This is a genomic window from Escherichia sp. AM3 (assembly GCF_032029835.1).
In the GTDB taxonomy this organism is placed as follows: domain Bacteria; phylum Pseudomonadota; class Gammaproteobacteria; order Enterobacterales; family Enterobacteriaceae; genus Escherichia; species Escherichia coli.
This window is the reverse complement of record NZ_JAVUPQ010000927.1, coordinates 1-278: the sequence shown is the minus strand read 5'-3', so window position 1 is coordinate 278 and position 278 is coordinate 1. Positions and strand designations below refer to the sequence as shown.

Sequence of the window (278 nt, the reverse complement as noted above, 5' to 3'; positions counted from 1 at the left end):
CTACGACACGGTTTACAACCTGCATATGTCGCGTAAGGCAAAAAATCAGCTGCTGTTGTCGCAGCCGATGGGCGAATACGGCGCGCTGTCGCTGTCCTGGGATCAACAAACCTACTGGAATACGTCAAAAACCACGCAAAGTTTGCAGTTCGCGTGGAACGCGACGTTTCGTAACCTGTCGCTTGGCATCAGCGCCCAGCGTAGCTCTGGCCTGTACGACAACAAGAAAGACAATATCCTCGCGTTGTCCCTGTCGGTGCCGCTGGGTAACCCGGCGC

Annotated in this window: 1 protein-coding gene; it reads left to right on the top strand. The window is 55.4% G+C overall.

Going from position 1 to position 278, the window contains the following annotated elements:
- The coding region (locus RTW80_RS29100; protein WP_312721587.1) for a fimbria/pilus outer membrane usher protein at window positions 1-278 on the top strand (278 nt) is incomplete at both ends.